The following is a 6,454-nucleotide window of genomic DNA, read 5'->3' as shown; positions in this document are numbered from 1 at the left end:
GGCGCCACGATATACATGGACGGGTTGGGGTATACTGGTAATGCTAGCGGTGGTGGGAATGGCCCGGGGGGAGGGAAAGGCGCTTATGACAGTTTAGGCGGTTCCGGCGGCGGGCATGGCGGTAGCGGCGGGAACAGTGATTCGCAGTATGGCGGCACCTATAATGACAATTTGCTGGCTCCGGCGGATTTGGGAAGCGCTGGTGGAGGAGGGAAGAGTTCCAATGCTGGCGGCAGCGGGGGCGGTTTATTAACCGCCAGCATTGGCGGGGTGGCGCATATATACGGGTTGATAAGCGCGAACGGAATAAGCGGCACCAATATCAGCGGAGGGTCGTCCGGCGGCGGCGCCGGGGGCGGCATCAATATAAGCGCTGGTTCCATAGACGGCAGCGGGGTAGTGCAGGCGAACGGCGGCGATAAAGGCGCCGGGGGTCCCTACGGCGGCGGCGGGGGTGGCGGCAGGATTGCGGTGGGTGGGCTATCGTGTCCTGAAAACATTGGTGTTTTTGTTTTAGGGGGGAATGGATACCACAACGGCCAGCCGGGAACCGTGTATGACAAAAATTTTTATCCTCCGGCTTTTGGCGCCACGGCCAGCACCGGAAGCCTGACGTGGAATTGGCCCGGCGGCGGGCTCGTCAATTATCAGGTTCTCTCGTCCACCGGCGGGAACCTGTCGCCTTTGCTTGGCGGCGATGTGTTATCTTTTTCCGAGGGCGGGCTGGCGGCCAACACGGCTTATACGCGCAAGTTGACTGCGTATAACTGCATCTCCTCCACCACAACCGCTTCAACTGCGCGCTCCACGCTTGTGCAGACGGTGACATTCCCGGCACAGCCGGTTCTGGAATCTTTCAGCGGGTTTATCAAGGCCGCCTGGAACGCTTTGCCAGCTTCGCCGCAGACGGCGACGGCGGAGGGGTATGTGCTGGAGGCGTCTTCCACCAATTTCGGCGCGCTGGCCCCGGGCGGGGTGGTTTATTCGTCGGCCACCGGAAGCATAGGCGTCAATGTCCTTAAGGTTTCCGGCCTGGACTCGCTGACTACCTATTACCTTCGCGTGGGTTCGCTAAACTGGGACGGGGTTGCCAATTACGCGTTAATGGGTTCCACCGTGACGCCGAATTTCATACAGCCCGGGCTTGCCAATCCGGTGTATACCGCTATAACCGAAACGGCGGTTTCAGCCCAGTGGACCGCGAACGGAAACCCATCGGGCACTTTGTACTCGTATGAAGCCTCTATGGAACCGTCGTTTTTCACCGTATTCTCGTCGGCGACTTACAACACATACGGAACGATAGACGGCCTTTCGCCCAATACCCTCTATTATCTGCATGTTAATGCCAGCGTGGAGGGCTCCTCCGGGCCGTATACGGCTCTCGGCTCCGTCATGACGCTTTCGGTGAGGCCGTCCGGCGCGTTCGTCTCCGGCATCGCTGCAAATTCCGTTACGGCAAGCTGGACGGAACTGCCTGTAAGTCCCAGTTCCGCGTCGGCAAGCGGTTTTGTGGTGGAAGCGTCCACCACCGGTTTCGGCGCGCTTTCCCCGGGCGGGGTTACCTTATCGGGGGCGGTTGCGGCCCCGTCCGCGTCATCGGCCTCGGTGGGCGATTTGCTTGCCAACACCACATATTATATACGCGCCGGTTCCATCAACAGCGCCGGCGCGACAAATTATGTTCTGCTTGGCGCGGTTCAGACCTCGCGCAACGGCCCGCCCGGTGATCCGTATGTGAACGGCGTATCAGCCGGCGGCGTGTCGGCCGAATGGACCGATGTCAATGCGGATGCTTATGAATTGCGCGCCTCAAGCGTCGGCTTTGCGGCGGGAACCGCGGTGGCGAGCACATTTACGGCTGTCGCGCACAGCACGCAATTGCTGCTCTCCAATCTGCTGCCCAATACTTCGTATACATTCCAGGTTGGCGCGGTATTCGACGGGGCTACTTATTACGCGCTTGCCGGCTCTGCCATCACGTTCGCCAATACACCGGCAGGCGCATGGGGCGTTCCGCTGTCCACTTCCGCCATCTCCGCCGGATGGGAGCCGAATTCCAACCCGGCGGGAACGCGGTATGCGCTTTCATATTCCACGGCGCCAGATTTCTCGGGGCAGTTGCATGCCATGCCGGTGACGGACAGCACCCATACCATTATAAGCCCGCTTGTCTACAACACCACGTATTATTTCCGGGTGCTGGCATATAATCAGCTGGACTTGCCGTCCACCGGATATGCCTTCGCTTCAGCTTATACTCTGGATATGCCGCCGCCAGCGCCGCCTGTCATATCATCGGTCATAACCGGCAAAGGCGGTGCGGTCGGGGTGAGCTGGCAGGCTCCGCCGGAGGCGATAGAACATTACAGGATTTTCCGCGCGACCTGGGCGTTTACCGCGCCTTCCGGCGCGCAATTGCTGAACGGCAATATATCGACGTTGAGCCATATGGATACGCCTCCTGCCGATGGCGGGTATTATTATGCGCTCACCGCGGTGAGCATATACGGCAAGGAAAGCGCTCTTTCCGCTCCGGCGGGCGGCATTTCGGACCGCACCCCGCCTGCCGCCCCGGACGGGCTTGGCGCCATCGCCAGCATATTCGGCAAAGAGGTGTATCTGGACTGGACGGCCTCTTCCGGCGCAGCATCTTATAACATCTACCGGGCCACTTACGAAGCGTCCGGTATAGAGCTCCTCGCCCCGCTGATAAGCGGAACCACGGTTTTATCGCTTACCGACAGACCGGCGGACGACGCGGTCTACAGGTATTTTGTTACCGCGCTGGACGTGCCCGGCAACGAAAGCGTCTCATTTTCTTCCGCGGCGGTTACATACGACATTCATCCGCCGCTGATAACGGTCGCAGGCATAGCCGCCAACGCGCATTATAACCATGATGTCCATCCGTCGTTTGCGGTGTCCGATTTCAGCTCTTATTCGGCGACGGCCGCTCTTAACGGCGTTCCATGGGTGGCCGGCTCCACCGTAAGCGCGCCGGGTGCGTATGCCTTCGCCGTTTCCGCGGCGGATTATTTCGGCAGCACCTCGTCGGTATCCGTCGCGTTTACTGTGGATAAGTCGTCGCCTGCCATATCCATAACATACCCGCCGGACGGCGCCATTATCAACGGCAATGTTACGGTGGTTTATTCCTCCACGGACGATTTCACCGCAGCCGACAGGCTTGTTGTACGCGATTCACAGGGCAGGCTGCCGCCGTTTGTGTATTCAGCCGAGGGCGTGCATATTGCCAGCTTTACCTGCACGGACCTGGCCGGCAACAGCGCGACGGCGCAGGCGGTTTTCACTATAGACAAAACTTCGCCTACCGCGGTGTCGGACCTTGCAATCGCCCAGATAACTCCCGGCGGGATGGTATTGCAGTGGACCGCTCCGTCCGACGCTGTAAGCGGAACTGCCGGTTATATTCTGGCAACCGCCACATATGCGCTGACAGCCGCCAATTTCTCCTCCGCGCAGGTCATAGCGGGCCTGCCGGCTCCGCTTCAGGCAGGCGCCACGGAAACGTTCACGGTGCAGTTTTCAACCGCGCAGACGCGTTTTTTCGCGCTGGAAACCAGGGATGCCGCCGGGAATGTATCTGCTGTGTCCAACCTTGCTTTCATCGATATGGACGGGCCGGTCTTTTCCGCGTTGACGCCGTCCGCTTCGGTCAGGATTTCCAGGCCGACGGTCGTTTCCGTGCAGGCGGCGGATATATCCGGCGTGTCCGGCGTGGATTTCATCCTGGACGGCGTGCTGGTTTCCAGCAGTTCCGCCGCGCCGTATTCTTTTTTCTGGAACACGCTTGCCTATGCCGACGGGGAGCATCGGCTTGTTATACGTTCCACCGACACTATCGGCAATGCGGGCCAGATGCAGGCGCTTTACGACCTGCGCTATGCGCCGCCGGCGACCCCGGTGGTAACATATCCTTCCAATAATTTCGGCACCACCAGCCCGTATATAGTGGTAACAGGCGCCGCGGAGCCCGGCATCACGGTGGAGGCGCGGGTTGACGGTTTTGCCGCCGGCACGGCCGTTGCGGCAGCTGACGGCTCGTTCCAGTTGCCGGTTACGCTGGCCGCCGAAGGCACGCATTCGCTGGCGGTTGCCGCCGGGGATTCGGCGGGGACGAGCGCGCCTAGTCCCGCGCTTACAGTTTATTACAACATCAGCGCGCCGCCCAATCCGGTTGCGCTGGCGGCGGCTTCGCTTCCCAGAGGGCATGTAGGCCTCTCCTGGTCCGCAGGCGACGGTAAGGCCGCGTCCTATTACAATGTATACCGCAGCACTTTCGCGGCGGCGTTTTCCCCATCCGCTGTTCCGTCGCTTGCGTATCTTGTGGCGGGCCGCGTTGCGGCGGCGGCTTACAACGACCTGCCGCCGGCGGACGGGGTTTACTACTACGGCGTAACCGCCGCGGATTTGAGCGGCAACGAAAGCGGCTCCGGCGACCCTGCGGCCGCCCTGTCGGACCGGGTTGTCCCGTCAGCCGCGGTAACCGTCGGCGCCGTTCCTCCGCTGGGTCCGGGCAGCTATGCTGTTACACTGACGCTTTCAAAGGCGCTGGCGTCCGCCCCGATACTGCTTTTTGCGCCCGCCGGGCAAGGGGTGGCGCCGGTGGATCTTTCCGCCTCCAGCCCGACTGTCTGGACCGGCACCGTTACCGTGACAAGCGCCATGCCTTCCGGCGTCGCGGGCTTCAGTTTCCAGGGAACGGACCTTGTGGGCAATACCGGCCATGCCATAACCTCCGGTTCCGCGCTGGAGATAGACACGCAGGGCCCCGGCGCGGGCATTGCGATATCCCCGGTTTCGCCGGTCAGGGCGGGAACGGTAACGGTCAACGTGACGCTTACCGAGACTGCGGTTTCCACGCCTTCCCTGTTCTGCATATTGCCGTCTTCGGCATCCCTGCCGGTAATCCTGGCCGGCGGCGGCAGGAACTGGCAGGGGCAAATATCAGTCCCGTCCGGCGAGAACGGGACGGCGTATTTCGTCTATTCCGCAACGGATACCCTCGGCAATATCTCGTCCGCCGTTTCCTCCGGCGCAACCTTTATTGTAGACACTACCCCTCCCGGCGCGCCGCTTTTTGCCCGGGCCGTATCGCAGAAAAACGGCGCGGTGCAGCTTTCATGGAGCGCGCCGCTGGGCGAGGCTCCGCTGCATTACTCGGTATACCGCGGCAGTATCCCGGTTGCCGTTGAGTTGCAGCCGAAGCCGGACGGCAGCGGCGCGTATTCCGAAACCCTGCCCGATGGCGACTATGTCTACTATGCCAGCGCAGTGGACGCCGCCGGAAACGAAGGCCAGCAGTCCCAGCCGGCGCATGCCGCGGCGAAGGCGTCGCTGCCGGGCGCGCCGGAAGATATATCAATAGGTTTCAACGAATACGGACGCATAGAACTCGGCTGGCAGGAGGCTTATGACCCCGCGGTTGCCGGTTTCATGATTTACCGCGCCACATGGGCTTTCGCCTCATCCGCAGGGATAGCGGCGGTCGCGGCCAGCACCCCGCCTTATATAGACACTCCGCAATCCAACGGACAGTATTACTACCGCGTAAGCGCGGTGGATTTTGCGGGCAACGAATCCCCGCTTTCGGTTTCAACGGATACGTACTGGGGCAAGGCCCCCCCGGTGGTGACGATAGGCGGGGTTTCCGACGGCGGGCTTTACAATCATGCGGTTAATCCGGTTTATTCCGCATCGGATCCGGCTTTGGACACGGCCACGGTGTCGGGGCTGCTTAACGGCCAGCCTTTCGCCTCCGACGCGGGAGTGTCTGCGGACGGTAATTATACCCTCAGCGCGTACGCGGCCAATTTGTCCGGCGTCGGCTCAACCCAGACCGTGCATTTCACGCTGGACATGACGCCGCCCCAGCTTGCGGTGGACGGCATAGCCGAAGGCATGACATATAACGCTGCCGTGCTTCCGCTGGTTACCGCTTCGGATATAAGGCTGGCTTCGGTGAGCCTGAACCTGGACGGCTCGCCCTGCGCTTCCGGCGTTCCGATAACGGCCAACGGCGGGCACACGCTCATCGTAACCGCCGGCGACCTTGCCGGCAATACCAGCACGTCAACGATACACTTTACCCTGAATTTGCCTCCCGCCGCGCCGCAGAGTGTCGTGTTTGTCTCGCAGGAAGGCGCCGGCGCGCTGATTTCGTGGACCGCCCCCGCCGCAGGCATGGCGGGATACCGGGTTTATAAAGACGGCGCGCTCGCCAGCCAGGGCCTTGTAACCGCGGCCCAGTTCAGCGACCCGGCCTATGCGATGGGAGCCGCCGCCGTCTACGAGGTATCGGCGGTTGATTCCGGCGGGCAGGAAGGCGCCCGCGCCCGGCTCCAGTTGCCGGCGGTGTCGTTCGGCATGGATTCTTTCGGCTCAAACATAAACGGCGCGCAGACGCTTTCGCGCGGGTATTTTGATACCG

At 61.5% G+C, this 6,454-nt stretch carries 1 protein-coding gene; it reads left to right on the top strand.

Going from position 1 to position 6,454, the window contains the following annotated elements; translation table 11 throughout:
• Positions 1–171: 171 nt before the first annotated feature.
• Positions 172–6,454, top strand: a 6,283-nt coding sequence (locus WC421_11640; GenBank protein MFA5162879.1) for an Ig-like domain-containing protein, incomplete at its 3' end; no start/stop codon positions are given.

This window comes from Elusimicrobiales bacterium, assembly GCA_041651175.1.
Taxonomy (GTDB): domain Bacteria; phylum Elusimicrobiota; class Elusimicrobia; order Elusimicrobiales; family Elusimicrobiaceae; genus JAQTYB01.
The sequence above is the reverse complement of the archived record's forward strand: the minus strand, read 5'-3'. Positions and strand labels throughout refer to the sequence as shown.